20 protein-coding genes are annotated in these 18562 nt (G+C 71.1%); 8 read left to right on the plus strand and 12 right to left on the minus strand.

Features of this window, described 5'->3' with window-relative positions:
- Positions 1-63 precede the first annotated feature (63 nt).
- Both BDK92_RS15235 and BDK92_RS15240 read right to left on the minus strand, forming a co-directional pair.
- Entirely contained in the window at positions 64-516 is a 453-nt protein-coding gene (locus BDK92_RS15235) for a twin-arginine translocase TatA/TatE family subunit (protein ID WP_121157320.1), read from the minus strand.
- A 75-nt stretch (positions 517-591) separates the two neighbouring features.
- Positions 592-1920, minus strand: coding sequence for a S1C family serine protease (locus tag BDK92_RS15240; RefSeq protein WP_121157321.1), 1329 nt, complete (start codon positions 1918-1920; stop codon positions 592-594).
- Between the two features lie 303 nt (positions 1921-2223).
- On the opposite strand from BDK92_RS15240, the gene BDK92_RS15245 reads away from it, so the two are divergent.
- Positions 2224-2814, plus strand: coding sequence for an O-methyltransferase (locus tag BDK92_RS15245; protein WP_121162166.1), 591 nt, complete (start codon positions 2224-2226; stop codon positions 2812-2814).
- A 10-nt stretch (positions 2815-2824) separates the two neighbouring features.
- On the opposite strand, the gene BDK92_RS15250 is transcribed toward BDK92_RS15245, so the two are convergent.
- The 3 genes from BDK92_RS15250 to BDK92_RS15260 form a co-directional block, all read right to left on the minus strand.
- On the minus strand, positions 2825-3664 hold the full coding sequence (locus tag BDK92_RS15250; RefSeq protein ID WP_121157322.1) for an MBL fold metallo-hydrolase: 840 nt from the start codon (positions 3662-3664) through the stop codon (positions 2825-2827).
- A 138-nt stretch (positions 3665-3802) separates the two neighbouring features.
- Positions 3803-5341: a leucyl aminopeptidase family protein gene (locus tag BDK92_RS15255; protein WP_121157323.1), complete on the minus strand. Its 1539-nt coding sequence runs from the start codon at positions 5339-5341 to the stop codon at positions 3803-3805.
- A 155-nt stretch (positions 5342-5496) separates the two neighbouring features.
- Positions 5497-5664: a DUF3117 domain-containing protein gene (locus tag BDK92_RS15260; RefSeq protein WP_007455245.1), complete on the minus strand. Its 168-nt coding sequence runs from the start codon at positions 5662-5664 to the stop codon at positions 5497-5499.
- A gap of 190 nt (positions 5665-5854) precedes the next feature.
- On the opposite strand from BDK92_RS15260, the gene BDK92_RS15265 reads away from it, so the two are divergent.
- Positions 5855-6673, plus strand: a complete 819-nt coding sequence (locus tag BDK92_RS15265; RefSeq protein WP_121157324.1) for a PaaX family transcriptional regulator — start codon at positions 5855-5857, stop codon at positions 6671-6673.
- Between the two features lie 5 nt (positions 6674-6678).
- Positions 6679-7470, plus strand: coding sequence for an enoyl-CoA hydratase-related protein (locus tag BDK92_RS15270; protein WP_121157325.1), 792 nt, complete (start codon positions 6679-6681; stop codon positions 7468-7470).
- Between the two features lie 51 nt (positions 7471-7521).
- On the opposite strand, the gene BDK92_RS15275 is transcribed toward BDK92_RS15270, so the two are convergent.
- The 4 genes from BDK92_RS15275 to BDK92_RS15290 are packed head-to-tail and all read right to left on the minus strand — an operon-like array spanning position 7522 to position 9910.
- Entirely contained in the window at positions 7522-8100 is a 579-nt protein-coding gene (locus tag BDK92_RS15275) for a hypothetical protein (RefSeq protein ID WP_121162168.1), read from the minus strand.
- 31 nt (positions 8101-8131) lie between these two features.
- Positions 8132-8731 carry a DNA-3-methyladenine glycosylase I gene (locus BDK92_RS15280; protein ID WP_121162170.1) on the minus strand — a complete coding sequence of 200 codons (600 nt, stop codon included), beginning with the start codon at positions 8729-8731 and terminating at the stop codon, positions 8132-8134.
- A 46-nt stretch (positions 8732-8777) separates the two neighbouring features.
- Positions 8778-9275, minus strand: coding sequence for an SRPBCC family protein (locus tag BDK92_RS15285; RefSeq protein ID WP_121157326.1), 498 nt, complete (start codon positions 9273-9275; stop codon positions 8778-8780).
- Positions 9272-9910 carry a DivIVA domain-containing protein gene (locus tag BDK92_RS15290; RefSeq protein ID WP_121157327.1) on the minus strand — a complete coding sequence of 213 codons (639 nt, stop codon included), beginning with the start codon at positions 9908-9910 and terminating at the stop codon, positions 9272-9274. Before BDK92_RS15290 ends, BDK92_RS15285 begins: the two co-directional genes overlap by 4 nt.
- A gap of 129 nt (positions 9911-10039) precedes the next feature.
- On the opposite strand from BDK92_RS15290, the gene folP reads away from it, so the two are divergent.
- The gene (gene folP / locus BDK92_RS15295; protein ID WP_121157328.1) at positions 10040-10909 is read left to right on the plus strand and encodes a dihydropteroate synthase; all 870 of its coding nucleotides are present in this window, start codon (positions 10040-10042) and stop codon (positions 10907-10909) included.
- Between the two features lie 147 nt (positions 10910-11056).
- Here the strand turns inward: folP and ndhC are convergent, their stop codons facing one another.
- Together ndhC and BDK92_RS15305 are read right to left on the minus strand one after the other, a co-directional pair.
- Positions 11057-11437, minus strand: coding sequence for an NADH-quinone oxidoreductase subunit A (ndhC, locus tag BDK92_RS15300; RefSeq protein ID WP_121157329.1), 381 nt, complete (start codon positions 11435-11437; stop codon positions 11057-11059).
- Between the two features lie 48 nt (positions 11438-11485).
- Positions 11486-11707 carry a hypothetical protein gene (locus BDK92_RS15305; RefSeq protein ID WP_121162172.1) on the minus strand — a complete coding sequence of 74 codons (222 nt, stop codon included), beginning with the start codon at positions 11705-11707 and terminating at the stop codon, positions 11486-11488.
- Positions 11708-11876: 169 nt separating this feature from the next.
- Between BDK92_RS15305 and BDK92_RS15310 the strand changes: the two genes are divergently transcribed.
- The 3 genes from BDK92_RS15310 (at position 11877) to BDK92_RS15320 (ending at position 16540) form a co-directional block, all read left to right on the plus strand.
- Entirely contained in the window at positions 11877-13352 is a 1476-nt protein-coding gene (locus tag BDK92_RS15310) for a hypothetical protein (RefSeq protein ID WP_246017048.1), read from the plus strand.
- Between the two features lie 313 nt (positions 13353-13665).
- Positions 13666-15513 carry a 2-oxoacid:acceptor oxidoreductase subunit alpha gene (locus tag BDK92_RS15315; RefSeq protein ID WP_121157330.1) on the plus strand — a complete coding sequence of 616 codons (1848 nt, stop codon included), beginning with the start codon at positions 13666-13668 and terminating at the stop codon, positions 15511-15513.
- A complete protein-coding gene (locus BDK92_RS15320; RefSeq protein ID WP_121157331.1) occupies positions 15506-16540 on the plus strand; it encodes a 2-oxoacid:ferredoxin oxidoreductase subunit beta in 1035 nt (344 codons plus the stop codon). The genes BDK92_RS15315 and BDK92_RS15320 overlap by 8 nt, the downstream gene beginning before the upstream one ends.
- A 120-nt stretch (positions 16541-16660) precedes the next feature.
- Here the strand turns inward: BDK92_RS15320 and BDK92_RS15325 are convergent, their stop codons facing one another.
- Complete coding sequence (locus BDK92_RS15325) at positions 16661-17677, minus strand: potassium channel family protein (protein ID WP_121157332.1); 1017 nt, start codon at positions 17675-17677, stop codon at positions 16661-16663.
- Between the two features lie 309 nt (positions 17678-17986).
- On the opposite strand from BDK92_RS15325, the gene BDK92_RS15330 reads away from it, so the two are divergent.
- The gene (locus tag BDK92_RS15330; protein WP_121157333.1) at positions 17987-18523 is read left to right on the plus strand and encodes a phospholipase; all 537 of its coding nucleotides are present in this window, start codon (positions 17987-17989) and stop codon (positions 18521-18523) included.
- The last annotated feature ends 39 nt before the right edge of the window (positions 18524-18562 follow it).

Below are 18562 nucleotides of genomic sequence, written 5' to 3' on the forward strand. Positions count from 1 at the left end.
GAAGGTCCCGTCCGCCGGCATCCGGCGGGCGGGACCTTTGTTCTGACGGTGCGGAGGTCCGGATCAGGTGGCTTCGTCGTACGACCGCGCCTGCGGGGCGGCGGCCGTGGCGGTGCCGTTGACGGCCGAGGGGGCGCTGTCGGCGCCGTTCACGCCCGAGGCGCGGGAACCGGAGCGCAGGTCCGTGGCGGCGGCCACGTCCTTCAGATCGTCGTGTACGCCGCTGATGTCGGACTTCACCGAGTCGTAGAGCCCTTGCAGCGGCTTGCGCAGTGCCGCCTCGTCGTCCTCGCTGAGCAGGTGCTTACGGATGAACGCCTTCGGGTGCAGATCCTCGAGCTGGATGTCGGTGCCCAGCTCACGGCTCAGGTCACCGGTGGCGTTGCTGGCCATCTGGCGCAGGTTGCGCAGCATCCGCAGGCCATCGTTGATCACGTTGGGCAGCTTGTCACCGAAGATCAGCAGCGCCAGAAGCAACAGCGCGCCGATCTCCCACCAGTTCAGGTTGTCGAACACCCCGCCGCCTCCTCGTACCGGTCCAGGGCAAGACTACGCACGCCAGGGGCGGATCCGGCAGGGGGTGCGGAAGACCTACTTGGCATCTGCGGCAAGAGTCACTGAGGCCTTCTGCCGATCGGTGCCGCGCCGGTACTCCACGGTCACCACCGCACCCGGTGGGTATTTACGTACCAAAGCGATCAAATCAGTTGGTTCTTCCAGCACCCGGCCGTCCAGGCGGAGCAGCACGTCACCGTTGCGGAGGCCGGCCCCGGCCGCCGGCCCCGCCGGGTCGACCACGGCGATGCGTACGCCGCCCTCCTGACCCACGCCCACCCCGCTGACCTGGGCACCGATCACCGTACGGCGTGCCTTGCCGGTGTCGATGAGCTCCTGGGCGACCCGCTTCGCCTGGTTGATCGGGATGGCGAAGGCGAGCCCGATGTTGCCGGCCGCCGACTCGTCCACCGCCAGCGACTTGATCACCGAGTTCACGCCGATCACCCGCCCCGCGCCGTCGACCAGTGGCCCACCGGAGTTGCCCTGGTTGACCGCCGCGTCGGTCTGGATCGCCGCGTAGTACCGCACCTGACCGCCCGGCTCACCGGCGCTGATCGTACGGTCGAGGGCGCTGACGATCCCCGCCGTCACGGTGTTGGCGAGCGCCAGCGGCGTGCCGAACGCCAACACCGGGTCGCCGACCGCGATCGACTCCGAGTCGCCGAACTCCACCGGTGTCAGACCCGACCGGGACACCTTGATCACCGCGAGGTCCGACTCGGGGTCCTTGCCCACCAGGGTCGCGGACTCGGTCGACCCGTCGTTGAAGACCACCGTCGCCCGCCCGCTGCTCGCCTCGACCACATGGTCGTTGGTGATCACGTAACCGTCGGCGGTCACCACGAAGCCCGAGCCGACGCTCGAACCACCACCACCGTTCACCCGTACCGTGACCACGCTCGGCGCCAGCCGCTGGGCGACCCCGGCCAACGTGTCCGGCCTGCGCTGCACCACGGCCGGCGCCTCACCGCCCTGGCTGCCGAGCACCGTGCCGCTGCCACCGGCCCCGCTCCGGGCCGCGAAGGCGAACCCGAGCGCACCACCGAGCGCACCGGCGAGCAGGGCGGTGACGAGGGTGACCACGAAGACCGGAGCCGTCGCCCGGCGGCGCGGGGCGTCCGGATCGGTGACCGGCTCGGGCAGCATCGCCACGCCGAGCGGTGGCGCCTGGACCACGACCGCGGTCGGCGTCTGAGGATTGCGCCACGGATCGTGCAGGGCGTCGGACCACCAGGCGGAGGGCGCCGGCCCGCCGACACCACCAGGTCCCGCTGACGAGCCCGCCGACGGTCCCGCGTGCGGCGGCACATTCGCCGTCGTCGGGGTCCCGTCGGGCTGGCGCCAGTTCCAGCCGTCGGTCACGTTCGGTGCCCTCCCAGTCCGTCCCGGAAATCGGGTGCCGACATGACGGCGTGGGCCGTCCTCCGGTCGGGCGCGCGGATTTCCGCCTCCAGGATTGCACGGATAGCCGGGGTGCAGTCAGTGGTTGGGTCCGTCGTGGACTCCGAACCGGTGGGACGCTGTCGGTCGGAGACCGCCGCCCTTAGGCTCATACCGCAACCGCCCCTGTCCACCCTCGCCGCTCTGCGGAGGTGCCCCATCGCCATGGTCGATCGGTCAGTCACCACGATGACCGCCCAGGCACTCGGATTCGCCGAGGCGTACGTGGCCGAGGACCTCGTCCTCCAGACCGCCCGCAGTCTCGCCCGAGAGGTCGGTCTGCCCGCGATCACGCCCGGCGCGGGCGCCGCTCTCCGGCTGCTGGCCGCCGCCGGCAGCGCCCGTTCGGTGGTGGAGATCGGCACCGGCACCGGGGTCAGCGGGCTCTGGCTGCTGCGCGGGATGCGCCCGGACGGCGTACTCACCACGATCGACGTCGAGGCCGAACACCAGCGCATCGCCCGTCGCATCTTCCAGGAGGCGGGTTTTCCGGCCGGGCGTACCCGGATCATCACCGGCCGGGCGCTCGACGTGCTGCCGCGACTGGCCGACGGCGTCTACGACCTGGTCTTCGCCGACACCGACGCGACCGAGTACAGCGCGTGCGTGGAGGCCGCGCTGCGGTTGCTCCGCCCCGGCGGCGCGCTGGTGCTGCACGGCGCACTGGCCGGCGGTCGGATCAGCGACCCGGCCGCCCGCGACCTGACCACCGTCACCGTCCGCGAGATCGTCAAGGCGGTACGCGAGTCCGAGGACTGGATTCCCGCACTGCTCCCCGCCGGCGAGGGTCTGCTCGCCGCGATCAAACGGGGATGACCGATCAGGGTCAGTCCTTCACCGCCCTGGCGGAGTCCCAGAGAATGCCCTTGTTGACCCGGTGGGGGTGACGCGCGAGCATCGCCTCGTACAGGTCGAGGGCGTTGCTCGTCCGCGCCACCTCGGTCTCGAAGTCCCGGATGTAGGCCCGGGTCTCCTCGATGATCTGCGGGCCGTCGTCGGCACCGTCACGCTTGTGCCCGGCGACCACGTTGACCGGGTGGAGCGACTCGACGGTGTCCAGCGCGTCCAGCCAGGCCCGGTCCCGGCCGCCGCCGGATTCACCGAGATGCAGGTGTACGTCGTTGTAGACGGCGTCACCGGCGACGACGAGCCCGATGGTGGGGACGTAGAGGGCGGTCGTGTCGTCGGTGTCGCTGTGACCCAGCTCCACCGCGACCAGCCGCTCGCCCTCCAACACGAGCGCATGGTCCGACATCGGCTCGGCCATCACCAGCCGCTCGGGAAGCTGCCCCGGAAAACGGGACCGCCAGTAGTCGGCCTGCTCCTGGCCGCAGAGCTGACGCAACCGCTCGACGACCCGGACGGTGGCGACCAACCTCGCCTCCGGAAAGCGGTCCAGCAGCACCGACGCGCCGAAGAAATGGTCCCCGTGGCCGTGCGTGATGTAGATCGTGGTGAGGTTCCTGCCCGTGGCCGCCACCCAGTCGGCCAGGTGCCGTCCCTCCTCGGCCGTCATCAGCGCGTCCACCAGGACCGCGTCCCGGTCGCCGTAGATCAGCGTGGCGGTGGTCGGAGACCATCTCCGCTCCGTCTCGCCCGGCGGTGGGCTGTCGGAGACGACCGGTTTGGGCGGCGCGATGAAGGTGGAGTATTCGAGCGAAGCCATCTTGTCCCCCGGGTTGTCCCGCCACTGCGGCGCCGAAGCCGACCCACCATCCCCACATAACCACTCGGGGGACGTCTCCCGTGGGGCAACCCGATCACACCGCCCGATCGACCGGTACGGCGGCGGGACACCGAGGGACTACTCCAGCCCGCCCAGCCAGCGCAGCAGCGTACGCACGCCGTAGCCGGTGGCACCCTTGGCGAGCACACCGTCGTTGCCCTCGGCCCAGGAGGGCGCGGACATGTCGACGTGCACCCAGCGGTCCCGCAGCGGGCCGGTGAACTCACGCAGGAAGAGCGCGGCGGTCACCGAGCCGGCACCGGCGGCCGGGGCGCTGTAGAGGTCGGCGATGTCGCTGCCGAGGTACTCGACGTAGTCGTTCGGCAACGGCATCCGCCAGGACAGCTCGCCGGCCTCGCGGCCCGCGTCGATCAGCGCCCGCGCCAGCTCGTCGTTCTCGCTGTAGAGCGCGCCGTGCCGCTTGCCGAGCGCCACCGCGTTGGCGCCGGTGAGGGTGGCGATGTTGATGAGCAGGTCCGGCTCGAGCTGCTCGACCGCGTACGCGAGCGCGTCGGCGAGCACCAGCCGTCCCTCGGCGTCGGAGTTGGTCGTCTCGCTGGTGAGGCCGCCGTAGTGGCGGACCACGTCGCCGGGGCGGAACGCCGAGCCGCTGACCATGTTCTCGGCGAGCGGGGCGAGGGCGGTGATCCGTACCGGCAGCCGGAGCGCGGCGGCGCCGATGGTGGCCGCGAGGATGGCGGCGGCACCGGCCATGTCCTTGCGCATCAGCTTCATCGCATCCCGGGGCTTGATCGAGATGCCGCCGGTGTCGAAGGTGATGCCCTTGCCGACCAGGACCACGTGGGTCCGGGCGTCGGCCGGCTGCCAGCCGAGTTCCACCAGGCGGGGGCCGGTGGCGGAGCCGCCGCCGACGGCCAGGATGCCGCCGAAGCCCTCCTCCGCGAGCTGCTCCGGGTCGCGGACCCGGATGCGCAGCTCGGGGTACTCGGCGGCGGCGGCGACGATCTGGTCGGCGAGCCACTCGGGGGACTTCACCGAGGACGGGGTGTTGGTCAGGTCCCGGGCCAGCCGGGTGGTCCGGGCGGTCACCCGGGCCAGGTTCAGGGCCGTCTGGTGGGCGTCCGGATCGGCGACCGCGACCAGAACCTCACCGAGTTCGGCGTCGCGGTCGGCGACCTCCGCCGGCTCCGGCAGACGGAACCGGTACGAGGCGAGCCAGAGCCCTTCGGCGAGACCGCGTACGGCTTCCGTTCCGGCATCGGACGGCATCGCTATAGTGATCGAAGTCTCATGTGCGGCGGTGCGGGCGATCGCCGCCCCGGCCGCCCGCCAACCGGCCTCGTCCCCGGCGCCGATCCCGACGAGCAGGAGCCGGCGGGGTTCACGTAGCGCCCGGACCGTCAGGTGGCTGGCACCGGCGGTGCCGGTCAGCTCGACCAGCGGCAGCAGCGCGTTCGCCTCGGCCAGCAGGTCGGCCGGCAGAGCGAGCGAGGTCGGTGGCACCTCCGCGATCGGGGTGGCGCCGGGAGGCGCTTCGGGAGTGTCCGGACCCGTGGTGTCGGGCCGGGGGCCGTCGACGGGCGGGGTGACCGGTCGTACCGGCAGGACAAGGGCGTCGAACCCGGTGGGATCGGCGACGAGACGGATGCTGAGCACGCCGACCGTACCTCCAGTAGATCTTCGATTGGTGCGGCCGGCGCGCTGCTGGGAGCACGCTGAGGGCCGGTGCAACGGTTCGGGCCACCGGCGGCGCCGGTGGCCCAGATGGAAGGAGGCCCGGGCACGCGGCGTGCCCGGGCCTCCTTCATCACTCAGCCGGCGGCGGCCTTCAGCGCGTCACCGAGCGCGTTGGCCTCGTCTGGAGTCATCTCAACGACGAGCCGGCCACCACCCTCCAGCGGAACCCGCATGACGATGCCCCGGCCCTCCTTGGTGACTTCCAGCGGACCGTCGCCCGTCCGCGGCTTCATCGCCGCCATGTTGTCTCCCCTCAGACCTTCACCAGGGTCGGTGGGTTGCCCCACATCCACTTCGTCGACAGCACCGCGCTCACGGCCCGCGGTGCCGACCAACGATTTTCCCTGATGAACACCGCCGGACCCAAACTGAACCAGCAAGGCTGTAACAGCGTCTAGCATATCTTGCGAGAGGCTGTCACAATGTGCGGTCATGCAGGCACGGTCGGCACTCTTCGACCTGTACGGCGACTATCTGCGCGCCCGAGGTGGCCGCGCGCCGGTCGCCGCCCTGGTCAAGCTTCTCGCACCGCTCGGGATCGCGCCACCGGCGGTACGGACGGCGGTCTCCCGCATGGTCCGTCAGGGCTGGCTCTATCCGGCCCGGCTGAACTCCGGTCCCGGTTATCTGCTGAGCCCCAAGGCCAACCGACGGTTGGACGAGGCCGCCTCCCGAATCTACCGCACCGGCAAGATCGGCTGGGACGGACGGTTCGATCTGATCGTCCTGCGCCCGCCACCGGCCCGCCGGGACCGCCAGCGACTCGACACCAGCCTGGCCTTTCTCGGCTACGGCATGCTGGACGAGCAGACCTGGGTCGCCCCCCGCCCCGGCGAGGAGGTGGACACGATGCTCACCGAGGCCGGCGTCCGCTACGAGCGCTTCTCCGCCGCGCACGCCGCCGGTACGCCCGGCGCGATGGGGCTGGTCCGCCGCGCCTGGGACCTCGACGAAATCGGCCGGGCGTACGAGGGGTTCATCGCCGAGCAGCGGGCATCGCTCGGCGCGGTGACCGCACGCAGCGACGACGAGGACGCGTACGCGGCCCGCTTCCGCCTCGTGCACGCCTGGCGTACCTTCCTCTTTCGGGACCCGCAGCTGCCCCCGGCGCTACTGCCGGAACGGTGGCCCGGCACCAGCGCGGCCGTCTTCTTCGACCGGCACGCCGCCCGCCTGCGTCCCGCCGCCGACCGCTACGTCGAGCACTGCCTCGACGCCAGCAGCAAGGTTCTCCGACAGAAGGGCCCGTAGAAATCGTGACCGAGCCGTTGCTCATCGAGCGCGCCGACGCCGTCGTCACCCTGACCCTCAACCGCCCCGAGGCGATGAACGCGCTCAACGTCCCGCTCAAGGAGGCGTTGCGCGACGCGCTGGCGATGCTGGAGACCGACCGCAGTTGCCGCGCGGTGGTGCTGGCGGGCGCGGGGCGCGCCTTCTGCACGGGTCAGGACCTACGGGAACACGTCGAGACGCTGCGTACCAACCGGGCCGACCCGCTGAGCACCGTACGGGCCCACTACAACCCGATCGCCGCCCGGCTGGGCAACCTGCCCAAGCCGGTGGTGGCCGCGGTACGCGGCACGGCCGCCGGCGCGGGGGCCTCGCTGGCCTTCCTCGCCGACTTCCGGGTCGGTGGCCCTGGCACCAGCTTCCTGATGGCCTTCGCCAAGGTCGGGCTCGCCGCCGACACCGGCGCCTCCTGGTCGCTGCCCCGCCTCGTCGGTCACGCCAAGGCGGTCGAGCTGCTGATGCTCGCCGAACCGGTGCCGGCGGCCGAGGCGGACCGGCTGGGCCTGCTCACCAAGCTGGTCGACGACGACGAGGACGTGCTGCCCGCCGCTCAGGAACTGGCCGCCCGGCTGGCCGCCGGACCGACCGTGGCGTACGGGGCGATCAAACGGCAGCTCTCCGTCGGCGACGCCGGCACGCTCTCCGAGGCGCTCGCCGCCGAGGCTCAGGCGCAGTCGATCTGCGGTGCGACCGAGGACCACCGCTCGACCACGGACGCCTTCGTCAACAAGCAGCGACCGGTCTTCGTCGGTCGCTGAACCCGTCCGCGTGGCGGGCCGGTCGTCCGGCCCGCCACGCTGTGGACGGGCTCAGTCGTCGTCCTCTTCCGGGTCCTGGTTCGCCTCGGCACCGAGCACGAACGCCTGCATGGCGAGTTCGTTGCCGGCGGGCGAGACGAACGCGGGCAACTCCCGCGGTCCCAGTTCCCGCACGTACGACCAGAAGAGCGCGACCGCCTCGGCCGGCGTCGCCGCCTCGATCGGCAGGTCCAGGCTGACCAGCCAGGTGCTGCGCGAGGGCGCCGGACCCACCCGGTCGGCCAGCGCCCGGTAGGTCTCCGGGTCGACCGGGGTCAGCGGTCCGTCGAGGCTGAGGCCGTCGACCTCGGCCGGGCTGTCGAAGACCCGCCGGGTGTACGCCACCGTGAGCGCCCCGGCTTCGTCGGCCCCCAGCGGGTCGTCCGGCTTCCGTGCCGGGTCGGCCCCGGACGTGGCGATCCGGCCCAGCGCCACCAGCAGCGGGTCGGCGCCGTCGCGCAGCACCAGCACGGGATCGCCGCTGGCCGGTCGGTGTCGCCCGTCGAGTCCGGCGAACTCCAGCGTGTCGTGGTGGAAGAGCCGCTCGGACTCGTACCGCTCGTCGCTGATGACCACCGCCCAGGCGCTCATGCCCGCGCCTCGTTCCACTGCCCCATGGCTCCTATCCCATCACGGCCTGTTCGGCGGTTCGGAACGACCGGGCATGGCAACCGACGAGGTGGTCGTCGACCATGCCGGTCGCCTGCATCAACGCGTACGCGGTGGTCGGTCCGACGAACCGGAAGCCGCGCTGTTTGAGCGCCTTGGCCAGGGCGGTCGACTCGGGCGTGTGCGCCGGCACGTCGGCGAGGAAGCGTGGGCCGGCCGGGCGGGCCGGACCGGCGAAGCTCCAGAGCAGCGCGCTGAGCCCGTCCGGGAGGTCGAGCGCGGCACGGGCGTTGTTGACGGCCGCCTCGATCTTGCTGCGATTGCGCACGATTCCGGCGTCGTCCAGTAGCCGCCGCACGTCCGACTCGTCGTAACCGGCCACGGTCTCCAGGTGGAACCGGTCGAACGCGGCCCGGAACGCCTCCCGCTTGCGCAGGATGGTCAGCCAGGAGAGCCCGGACTGGAACGCCTCCAGGGTGAGCCGCTCGAACAGAGCGTCGTCGCCGCGCAGCGGCCGTCCCCACTCCCGGTCGTGGTACGTCGCGTAGTCGGGCGTGCTCGCACCCCAACCGCACCGGGCCAACCCGTCCGCACCGATCACCAGATCCGTCACGGTCACTACCGTAGGTCAGCCCGGTTGCCCGGCGCCAACGCCGTGATCAGGGCAACTGCCCGCTCTCGACCAGCCGGGCGAACCGCTTCAGGGCCTGACTGAGACTGATCTTGGAACCGGGCCAGAGCAGCGGCCAGGCCCATCGGCCCGCCGTGCCGCCGGGCAGGTGGAACCACTCGTGCCAGACCACCTGGGTCCGGTCCCGCTCCATCGGGGTGCAGCGCAGCACGCCGGGGCCACGGAGCAGCTGCCCACAGTGGACCACTCGCAGCTCGTACGGGGCGTCGACCCGGACCACCCGCATCTCGTCGCGCAGCACCGCCGGACCGACCGTGGTCACCGCCTCGACCAGACTTCCCTCGCCACCGTCCCCCCGCACCACCCGGACGCGGGTGAACGGGATCCAGTCGGACTGCCGCTCCCAGGCGGTGAAACCGGCGAAGACCGTCGCCGCCGGGGCCCCCACGATCACCGTCGCGGTGACCTCGCCGGCACCCGGTTGCGCGACGTCCTCGCAGCCCTCCGGTTTCTCCGGCCCGGTCACCCGCGCTCCGTCCGCAGCGCCGGACCGCCGCCGCTGTCGGCCGGTACCGAGGCCGGCGCCTCCTCCGGGTCAGCCTCGCCGGCCGGCTCCGGTGACGTCTTCGGGGCCTGGGTGGTGGTCGCCGGCACGGCTGGCGTCAAATCCACTGCGGCTGCGGGTGCGGGTGCGGGTGCGGCCGGGCCCGAAGCCGTCGGTGGCTCCGAAGCGGCGGCGACACCGGCATCGTCGGTTCCGGCGGGGTCGGGCGCCTCTCCAGCGGTGCTGGGGTGGCCCGGCGCGAGCGCGGCCACCCGGGCCTGACGCAGTGCGTCGGCGTCCGCGTTACGACCTTCGCGCAACGCCTCCACCTCCGCCTCCAGTACGCCGATCAGCTCGTCCTTGTAGCCGATGTCGTAGGCCGCCCGCTGGAACGCCTGGTCGACCTGGCTCATCCGGTACCCGCGCAACGCGGTGTCGAACCGCAGCTCGCTCACATCGGACTCCGCCAATGGACGACTGGTCGGCAGGGGCACCGCGCGGCCGTCCGGTTCGGCCTGCACCATGCCGGGATCGCCCCCGGTGAGCAGCACGGTTACACCGAAGACGACCGCCGCGGCGGTCAACGCCACCACCAGGAGGAGGAGAAACTGGCCCATAGAAGGATCGTGTCACGACCGGAGCGGGCGGGCGACCCCGCCACCCCGCCCGACTCCCGTCGCACCCCGGTCCACCACACCCAGTTAGCGTCGTGGTGATCGGCGACCGGACGAGAGGGAGGTTCTGCGATGGAGCGGACGCTACGGCTGGGCGGGCAGGCCTTCCCCCCGGGTGACCTGGTCGTCATGGCGATCGTGAACCGTACGCCCGACTCGTTCTTCGATCGGGGGGCGACCTTCGCCGCGGACGCCGCGCTGCGGGCGGTCGAGCAGGCGGTGTCCGAGGGGGCACGGATCATCGACATCGGCGGGGTGAAGGCGGGCCCCGGCGCGGAGGTCGGGGTGGCCGAGGAGATCCGCCGTACGGTGGCCACCATCGCCGCCGTACGGGCCGCCTTCCCCGAGGTGGTGATCTCGATCGACACCTGGCGGGCGGAGGTGGCGATCGAGGCCGTCGCCGCCGGCGCGGACCTGCTCAACGACACCTGGTCCGGGGCCGACCCGGCGCTCGCCCAGGTCGCCGCCGACACCGGTACGGGGCTGGTCTGCTCGCACGCCGGTGGGCTCAGCCCGCGTACCCGGCCGCACCGGGCCGCCTTCGACGACGTGGTGGACGATGTCGTCTCGACCGTCACCCGGCTCGCCGACCGCGCGGTCGCCCTCGGGGTGCGCCCGGACGGGATCCTGATCGACCCGGCGCACGACTTCGGCAAGAACACCCGGCATTCGCTGGAGGTGACCCGGCGGCTCGGGGAGATGACCGCGACCGGCTGGCCGGTGCTGGTGGCCCTGTCGAACAAGGATTTCATCGGCGAGACGCTGGACCTGCCGGTCGACGAACGGCTGGAGGGGACGCTCGCGGCGACCGCCGTCTCGGCCTGGCTCGGCGCCCGGGTGTTCCGGGCACATCAGGTACGTCAGACCCGCCGGGCCCTCGACATGGTCGCCTCGATCCGGGGCGACCGTCCGCCGACCCTCTCCCGCCGCGGCCTCGCCTGACCTTCGTTACGCCCCGCCCGCTCGCCCGCGCGTCGCCCGCCCGCGTCGCCCGCCCGCGTCGCCCGCGCGCGCCGCTCGCCCGTCAAGGATGTTAGGAAGGGGCCCTTCCTCTACCGAAAGCGATAACAAGGGGCCCTTCCTTACCCCTCAGTCGGCCCAGCGGAGGATGTTCTTACGCCAGGCGTAGAGGATGCCGAGCGCCAGCACCGCCACGAAGATCGCCATTTCGACCACGGTCACCAGGCCGAAGCCGGGCCGGTCGAAGACGACCGCCCAGGGGAAGAGGAAGACCGCCTCCACCGCGAAGAGCACGTAGAGGTAGGCGTAGACGTAGTAGCGGATCTGCACCTGGGCCCAGCCGCTGCCGACCGGGTCGACACCGCTCTCGTAGGTCGTCCGCTTTCCGGGCGGGTCCGCCGGGTGGGCGGGTCGGAGCAGTCGGTTCGCCGAGAACGCGCCGACGAAGACCAGGACGCTGGCGAGCAACAGGAGCCCGAGCGTCGCGTACGACCCGAGGTAGCCGGTCATGGGCGGGAGCCTACCCGTACCGCCCGCCCGGCGCGGCTCGCCCGCGTCTCACGCACCGGCGCGCAGCAGTCGGCGGCGGGTGCCGTACCTGCGCCGTACCTCCCGGGTGCTGACTCCGAGGGCCGTCGCGATCTGGGCCCACTCAAGGCCGGCGTTGCGGGCCCGTCGCACCTGGAGGGCTTCGGCCCGCTCGGCGTCCCGGCGGAGGTCTCCGGCGGCACGTAACGCGCGCCGGGGGTCGTCGGCGGAGTCCTGTGCGACCACGGCCATGTAGATCACCTTCCCATCGTCGTCAACATACGTTGACGATACCCCGAGCCGTCAACATACGCTGACGGCCGCCATGCGCTCGTTACGCATTTGTTCCGCGTTGGCAGTGGTGTACCGGGACCGGGCACGCCGAATAATGAGTCCACCAGGGCTGAGCACCGGAGGATCGATGGCGCGTGTCGAGTTCGGACGGCGTACTCGCACGCCCTGGACCGGCCGCCGCCGCGAGGCCGACCGCGACCGGGCGCACGGGGCGTTGGCCGCCGTAGCACTCACCCTGCTCACCGCCACCGGAATCATCGTGATCGGAGTGGCCGGCACCGACCGCTCCGCCGCCTCGGCGGCGACGATGCTGGCCGCGACCGAGGTGCCCGGCAACGGCGGGACGGCTCCGGAGCGGACCAATCCCGACCCGGATCCGGACCCCGAACCGAGCACCCCGCCGTCGACCGAACCGCCGACGAACACGCCTGTGCCGAGCACGCCCCCGGAGAGCCCCACACCGAGCCCCGGGCAGAGTACGCAGCCGAGCGACGAGCCGAGCCAGAGCCCGTCTCCGCCGGCCGACCCGCCGCCGACCACCGCTCCCGGCCAGTCGAGCCCGCCACCCACCACGATCCCGAGGCCGCCGGAACCCGGCCAGCCCCGCCTCGGCGTCCTGGTCAGCACCGGTGACATCAGCCTGACCAGCGCCTACTGGGGTGCCCGGAGCACCACCACCGAGCTACAGGTGACGATCCGCAACACCGGCGAGACGACGCAGCTCGTACGGCTGCGCTATTCGCTGCCCTCCGGGTTGACCGACGCCGGCACGCCGGGCTGTGCACCGGTCACGGGCGGGACGTACCGGTGCGGCGCCTGGCAGACGGCGGCGGGTGCCCAGTTCAGCACGCGGATCAGGGTGCTCGTCGACGCGAACGCCTGGCTACGCATGCCGTTGGCCGGATCCGTGCAGGTCACCGCCGTCGACCCGGCACGGCCCGATGCCGGATCGGTGAATGACGACGAGGGCTTCGCGGTGCTGTTCCCGCCGGGCCCACCGGCGGCCGGGGTGACCCTCGCCGCCGACGAGATCGCTTTCGGCACGACCGGGCAGCCGAGCACGCTGGTGGTCCGGCTCGGCAACACCGGTGTGACCGAGGCAGGTGGGACGGTCGAGGTCATCCTGCCGGACGGTGTGACGGTGCCGGCCCTTCCGCACGGCTGCCGCGCCACCGCCCCCACCCCGGACGACCCGGCCCCGGCCAACCCGGATCAGACCGGTACGTCCCGGCTCGGTTGCGAACTCGGCCGGATCGCCGCCGGCCAGACCGCCACCGCACGGTTTTCGGTCGCTGCCACCCCCGCCGCACAGCGGATGGCACCCCTCTCCGGCGCCGTGATCGGCACGATCATCCCGAGCCAGGGCCGCACCGGCCGGATGCAGATGAGTTTCCGGATCACGGCGGCGGTGGCCGGCGTCCCGTCCGAAGGGGTCGGCGCGATGCCGACCGGCTCCCAGGGCCTGCTGCCGATGGTGCGGCCGGTGTCGCAGCCGGACAACGGGGTCCAGCGGACGGCGATCGGCCTGATCGTGGTCTCCGGGCTGCTGGTGGTCCTCGCGCTGACCCTCGCGGCCGTGACGTTGCGTCGACACACGCCCTGACCCGATGGCGGGTCGGTGCCCGCCTGGTTCCGACGTGGCGCGGATCTCCGACCGCTGCTGGCCGGCGGATTCACCGGTGACGGCCCTGGATCGCGAGCGATGATGGACGGGGAATCGGACAGAAACCCCAGTGATCTGAGTTACGTCGATTGAGTTTGACCCACCAAATACTGGCAAATGCCCTTTCTTGCCCTTCCCATCCGGCGGACCTGGGGGAAGGTTTACCTAACGGTCCGACGTAGGCTCTCGGTTGAGAGACAGGCGGGGATGGACCATCGGTGTACGAAACCCGCCGCCGGCAACAGGAGGTCACGTGACCAAGCAGGTCCGTCAACTGGATCGGGTGGTGATCCGGTTCGCCGGCGACTCCGGCGACGGGATGCAGCTCACCGGGGACCGGTTCACCTCGGAAACCGCGCAGCTCGGCAACGACATCTCGACCCTGCCGAACTTCCCGGCCGAGATCCGGGCGCCCGCCGGCACCCTGCCCGGGGTGTCGAGTTTCCAGGTGCACTTCGCCGACTACGACATCCTCACCCCGGGCGACGCGCCGAACGTGCTGGTCGCGATGAACCCGGCCGCCCTCAAGGCGAACCTGGTCGACCTGCCCCGGGGCGCGGACATCATCGTCAACACCGACGAGTTCACCCGGCGCAACCTGGCCAAGGTCGGTTACACGGTGAGCCCGCTCGAGGACGGTTCGCTCGACGGCTACGCCCTGCACCCGGTCGCGCTGACCTCGATGACCATCGGCGCCCTAACGGAGCTGAACGTCGCGAAGAAGGACGCCGAGCGAGCCAAGAACATGTTCGCCCTCGGCCTGCTCTCCTGGATGTACTCCCGGCCGTACGCGTCCACCATCCGCTTCCTCGAAACCAAGTTCGCCAAGCGGCCCGAGCTGATCGCGGCGAACACCGCCGCCTTCAAGGCCGGCTGGAACTTCGGCGAGACCACCGAGGACTTCGGCGTCCGATACGAGGTCAAGCCGGCCAAGATGAGCCCGGGCACCTACCGGAACATCACCGGTAACGCCGCGCTCTCGCTCGGCCTGGTCGCCGCTGGCGTCCGCGCCAAGCTGCCGGTCTTCCTCGGCGCCTACCCGATCACCCCGGCCTCGGACATCCTGCACGAGCTGAGCAAGCACAAGCGGTTCGGCGTCACGACCGTCCAGGCCGAGGACGAGATCGCCGCGATCGGCGCGGCGCTCGGCGCGTCGTACGGCGGCGCCCTCGGGGTCACCACCACCAGTGGCCCCGGCGTGGCCCTCAAGGGCGAGACGATCTCGCTCGCGGTGGCCCTGGAGCTGCCACTGGTGATCGTGGACGTGCAGCGGGCCGGGCCGTCGACCGGTATGCCGACCAAGACCGAGCAGGCCGACCTGAACATGGCGCTGTTCGGCCGGCACGGCGAGGCCCCGGTAGCGGTGATTGCCCCCCGCTCCCCGTCGGACTGCTTCCACGCCGCCATCGAGGCGGCCCGGATCGCGCTGACCTACCGCACGCCGGTGATCCTGCTGTCGGACAACTACGTCGCCAACGGCTCCGAGCCGTGGCTGCTGCCCGACGTCGACTCCCTGCCCGATCTCCAGGTGGAGTTCGCCACCGAGCCCAACGGCGAGGACGGCACCACCTTCCTGCCGTACCTGCGCGACCCGGTGACCCTGGCCCGGCCGTGGGCGATTCCCGGCACGCCCGGCCTGGAGCACCGGATCGGTGGTCTGGAGAAGGCCGACAAGACCGGCGACATCTCGTACGACCCGGCCAACCACGACTTCATGGTCCGTACGCGGGCGGCCCGGATCGAGGCCATTCCGGTGCCGGACCTGGAGGTGGAGGACCCGGACGGCGACGCGCGGGTGCTCGTACTCGGGTGGGGCTCGACCTACGGGCCGATCGGCGCCGCGTGCCGCGGACTGCGCCAGCGGGGGCTCTCGGTGGCCCAGGCGCACCTGCGCCACCTGTCCCCGATGCCCGCCAACCTCGGTGAGGTGCTACGGGCGTACGACCGGGTGGTCATCCCGGAGATGAACCTCGGCCAGCTCGCCCACGTGATCCGGGCCCGCTTCCTGGTCGACGCGATCAGCTACAACCAGGTCCGGGGCCTTCCGTTCACCGCCACCGAGCTGGAGACCATGCTGGAAGAGGTAGTCAAGAATGCCTGAGCCCGTCGCCCTCAAGCTCACCGCGAAGGACTTCAAGTCCGACCAGGAGGTGCGCTGGTGCCCCGGCTGCGGTGACTACGCGATCCTCGCCGCGGTGCAGTCGTTCATGCCCGAGCTGCAGATCCCGCGCGAGCGGACCGTTTTTGTCTCCGGTATCGGCTGCTCGTCGCGCTTCCCGTACTACATGAACACGTACGGCATGCACTCGATCCACGGTCGGGCCCCGGCGATCGCGACCGGCCTGTCGGTCTCCCGCCCGGACCTCTCGGTCTGGGTGGTGACCGGTGACGGCGACGCCCTATCGATCGGCGGCAACCACCTGATCCACGCGCTGCGCCGCAACGTCAACCTGAAGATCCTGCTCTTCAACAACCGGATCTACGGGCTGACCAAGGGTCAGTACTCCCCCACCTCCGAGGTCGGCAAGATCACGAAGTCGACCCCGGTCGGTTCGGCGGACTCCCCGTTCAACCCGCTGTCGCTGGCGCTGGGCGCGGAGGCGACCTTCGTCGCCCGCACCATCGACTCCGACCGCAAGCACCTCCAGTCGGTGCTCCGGGCCGCGGCCGAGCACCAGGGCTCGGCGTTCGTGGAGATCTACCAGAACTGCAACATCTTCAACGATGGCGCGTTCGACCAGCTCAAGGAGCCGGCGACCCGGGACGACTACCTGATCCGGCTGGAACACGGGCAGCCGATCACGTTCGGCGCGCAGGGGCAGTTCTGCGTCGTACAGACGCCGGGTGGATTCGGCCTGGAGGTACGCGAAACCGCCTCGGTACGGCCCGAGGAGATCGTCGTCCACGACACCCGGGTGAACGAGCCGGCGTACGCGTTCGCGCTGTCCCGGCTGCCCGGCTTCGACCTGCGCAACACCCCGATCGGGGTGCTCCGCAGCGTCTCCCGCCCCTCCTACGACAGCATCGTGCAGGAGCAGGTCCGGTCCGCCCAGTCCACCCAGACCGAGACGCCCGAGCAGCAGCTCGCCGGGCTGCTCAACAGCGGCGACACCTGGACCATCCTCTAGCCGCACCGGCATCCGACACGACGATGGGCCGCACGGGTGACCGTGCGGCCCATCGTCGTTCCGGGCCTTCCACTGTTCGCGGACCGTCTGGTCTGGCCCACTCGCGGCCGGGCCGCTCGGTCAGGCGGACGACGCGGAGGAGGTCGAGCGGTCGTCGCGTACGTAGACGAGCATGTCCCCGGTTTCGATCTTGACGCCGGCCGGCTCCACGACGGAGACCACCTTGCCGCGCCGGATCAGCGCGATCACCAGCGACTCCACCTCACGGGGCGAGGTGCCGACCTCGTGCCGCTCGGCCGAGCGCATGGCCAGCGCCATGCCCTGTCCCGGGGTGAGCAGGTCCTCGACCACGTCGATCAACGGCGGCGCGGAGGTGGAGAGGCCGAGCAGCCGCCCCGCCGTCGCCGACGAGACGATCACGTGGTGCGCGCCGCTCTGCTTCAACAGGGGCGCGTTCTCCGCCTCCCGTACCGCCGCGATGATCCGTACCTGGCCGGCGGTGAGCTGACGCACGGTCAGGGCGACCAGCACCGAGGCGTCGTCGCTGTCGGTCGCGATGATCACCGCTTTGGCGTTCTTGACGTGCGCCTCGTTCAACACGGAGGAACGGGTGGCGGAGCCCTCGATGGCGACCAGGCCGGCGGAGGTCGCCTGCCGTACGGCGGTCGCGCTCTTCTCGACCACCACGATCCTCGACTTGTCGAAGTCGGTCTCCAGCAGGGCGCTGATGGCACTGCGGCCCTTGGTGCCGTAGCCGCAGATGATGACGTGGTCCTTCACAGTTTTCCTCCACCGCGTCATGCGGAGGTTGGTGCGGTACTGCTCGGTCAGGACTTCCAGTGTGGTGCCGACCAGGATGATCAGGAAGAGCACCCGGGCCGGGGTGATCACCAGGACGTTCACCAGCCGGGCCGAGGGTGAGACCGGAGTGATGTCGCCGTACCCGGTGGTGGAGAGGGTCACCACGGCGTAGTAGGCCGAGTCGAGCAGGGTGAGGTTGTCCTCGTTGACGTCCCGGTAGCCGTCCCGGTCCAGGTAGACCACGAAAACGATGATCAACACCAGGCCGACGGCGGCGAGGACTCTCAGGCTGAGGGCGCGTAACGGCCCCTGCCGGACGGCGGGAAAATGGATCACCGCGGGCCCGGTACCGTCACCACGATCAGCTGCACGCCCACAACATAGCCGGTACGGCCGGTCCCGCGTGCACTGGCGGCCGGCACGCCGTACGGCGCGCTCGGCACGGATGGATACGCCCCCGTTGGGCACAGCTCCTGCCCATGCACATTCGCCTGTTTCGGCGCATGTCGTTAAATATTCACGCCAGGTAGAGATCGACGTCCCGCGATTACCCGAGACTGTGCTCATTCCGGTAACCCACCGGTAACAAGCCCCCGTTCTCCGATGCCCCCACCAGGGGCATCACTCGTCTCGGAGGTATCCCCCATGCCCCGTCGGATGACCACCCTGCTCGCCGCAGCCGCGTTCGCGCTGCTCGGCGTGCTCGGCGTCGCCTCGCCCGCAGCCGCGGTGACGCCCGCCGAAAAGCTCTCCGTGCTGACCAGTTGGACCCAGACCAGTGCCGGCAGCTACGACAGCTGGAACTCGGCCCGCATCAACAGGGCTCCCTGGGCCGACTACAACTTCGACTGGTCGACCGACTACTGCTCGTCGAGCCCGGACAACCCCCTCGGGTTCAGCTTCCAGCTCTCCTGCTACCGGCACGACTTCGGCTACCGCAACTTCAAGGCGGTGGGCCAGTTCCCGGCGAACAAGTCCCGCCTGGACAGCGCCTTCTACGAGGACCTGAAGCGGGTCTGCGCCACGTACAACTCGGTCGTCCGACCGGCCTGCACCAGCCTGGCCTGGACGTACTACCAGGCCGTACGCGCCTTCGGCAAGGTCGCCGTCAGCCAGGCGGACCTGGACCGGGCGGCGAAGATGAAGTCCGACGCCGAACGGGCCGCCGGCCTCATCCACTGACCCGACCGGTCAGACCAGCGGTGCCGTCCCGCCGACCCC

This window comes from Micromonospora pisi, from assembly GCF_003633685.1.
Taxonomy (GTDB): domain Bacteria; phylum Actinomycetota; class Actinomycetes; order Mycobacteriales; family Micromonosporaceae; genus Micromonospora_G; species Micromonospora_G pisi.